The organism is Burkholderia sp. AW49-1, assembly GCF_053427845.1.
Map to the genome: position 1 here is coordinate 1 of NZ_JBSAXF010000074.1, position 1,756 is coordinate 1,756.

Annotated in this window: 1 protein-coding gene and 1 pseudogene; both read left to right on the forward strand. The window is 64.7% G+C overall.

The genetic code is table 11. The features are described 5' to 3' along the window. Window positions 1-323 (forward strand): annotated as a pseudogene (locus tag ACV22W_RS33425) (aspartate aminotransferase family protein); the annotation flags it as partial. A 62-nt stretch (window positions 324-385) separates the two neighbouring features. Further along, window positions 386-1,501 carry a polyamine ABC transporter substrate-binding protein gene (locus tag ACV22W_RS33430; protein WP_448023803.1) on the forward strand — a complete coding sequence of 372 codons (1,116 nt, stop codon included), beginning with the start codon at window positions 386-388 and terminating at the stop codon, window positions 1,499-1,501. Window positions 1,502-1,756: the final 255 nt, after the last annotated feature.

Consider the following 1,756-nt stretch of genomic DNA (forward strand, 5'->3'; position numbering starts at 1 on the left):
ACGACACCGGCCCGTACTTCCAGGCACTGATGCGCGAAACCTTCGCGCATCACCCGATCGTCGGCGAGGTGCACGGCCACGGGATGGTCGCGAGCCTGCAGCTCGCCGAGTCGCCGGCCGAACGCCGCCGCTTCGCGAACGGCGGCGACGTCGGCACGACCTGCCGCGACTTCTGCTTCAACGGCAACCTGATCATGCGTGCGACCGGCGACCGGATGCTGCTGTCGCCGCCGCTGGTGATCTCGCGTCAGGAAATCGATGAACTCGTATCGAAGGCGAAGAAGGCCGTCGATGCGACCGCCCAGCAATTGGGCCTTTCGTAACGACTTTGCCTACAGGCGTGCGGCGGGCGCCGCACGCCACCATAACCCAGGGGAATCCCACCATGCGTGCCTGCTTTCTTCGCCAAGCCTGTTCCATCGCTGCCCTTGCCGCCGCGGCCGCGTTCACGTCGGTCGCCAGCCCGTCGGCGCGAGCCGACGAGCTGAACGTCTACAACTGGTCCGACTACATCGCACCCGACACGATCCCGAATTTCCAGAAGCAGACGGGCATCCACGTCAAGTACGACAACTACGACAGCGACGACACGCTGCAGGCGAAGCTGCTGGCGGGCAGTTCGGGCTACGACATCGTCGTGCCGACCTCGAACTACATGGCCAAGCAGATCCAGGCCGGCGTGTACCAGAAGCTCGACAAGTCGAAGATCCCGAACCTCGCGAACCTCGACCCGCTGTTGATGAAGATGATCTCGGATGCCGACCCGGGCAACCAGTACGGCGTCCCCTGGGCCTACGGCACGGACGGCATCGGCTACAACGCGCAGGCGGTGAAGAAAGCGCTCGGCGACAAGGCGCCCGTCGACAGCTGGGCGCTGGTGTTCGACCCGGCCAACATGGAAAAGCTGAAAAGCTGCGGCGTGTCGTTCCTCGACCAGGCCGTCGACGTGTTCGCCGCCACGCTGCAATACATGGGTAAGGATCCGAACAGCAAGAATCCCGGCGACTACCAGGCTGCCTTCGAAGTCCTGAAGAAAGTCCGCCCGTACATCACCCAGTTCAACTCGTCCGGCTACATCAACGACCTCGCGAACAACGACGTGTGCGTCGCGCTCGGCTGGTCGGGCGACGTCGGCATCGCGCACCGCCGCTCGTCGGAGGCGAAGCGCTCGTACGACATCAAGTTCACGAACCCGAAGGAAGGCGGCCTGCTGTGGTTCGACGTGATGGTGATCCCGAAGGATGCGCCGCACCCCGAGGCCGCGCTCAAGTGGATCAACTACGTGTCCGACGCGAAGGTCAACGCCGCAATTACCAACACGGTGTTCTACCCGACCGCGAACAAGGCCGCGCACCAGTTCGTGACGCCGGCCGTCGCGCAGGATCCGACCGTCTATCCGCCCGAAGACGTGCTGAAGAAGATGGTGCTGATGAAGCCGATGCCGGCCGACATCCTGCGCCTCGAGAACCGTCTGTGGGCGCAGCTGAAAACCGGCCACTGATCGCCACGCATCACGGCGGCGCAGGCATCGCTCCACGCCTGCACGCCTGAGATACGCGGACCGCCGTCCGCCCGCGCGCGCCGCGCGCACTGTTCCATCCGGCATGAGCCGTTGTCCGCGAGTCGCGTTGCGCGCCTCGCGCGGGGACGCTCACGCCCGCAATCCGTGAAGAACGAATGGTGACTCCCATGCAATCGATACCCTCTTCCGCTGCTGCACGACAGACTCAACCGGCCGCCACGGCCCGTACCAAGA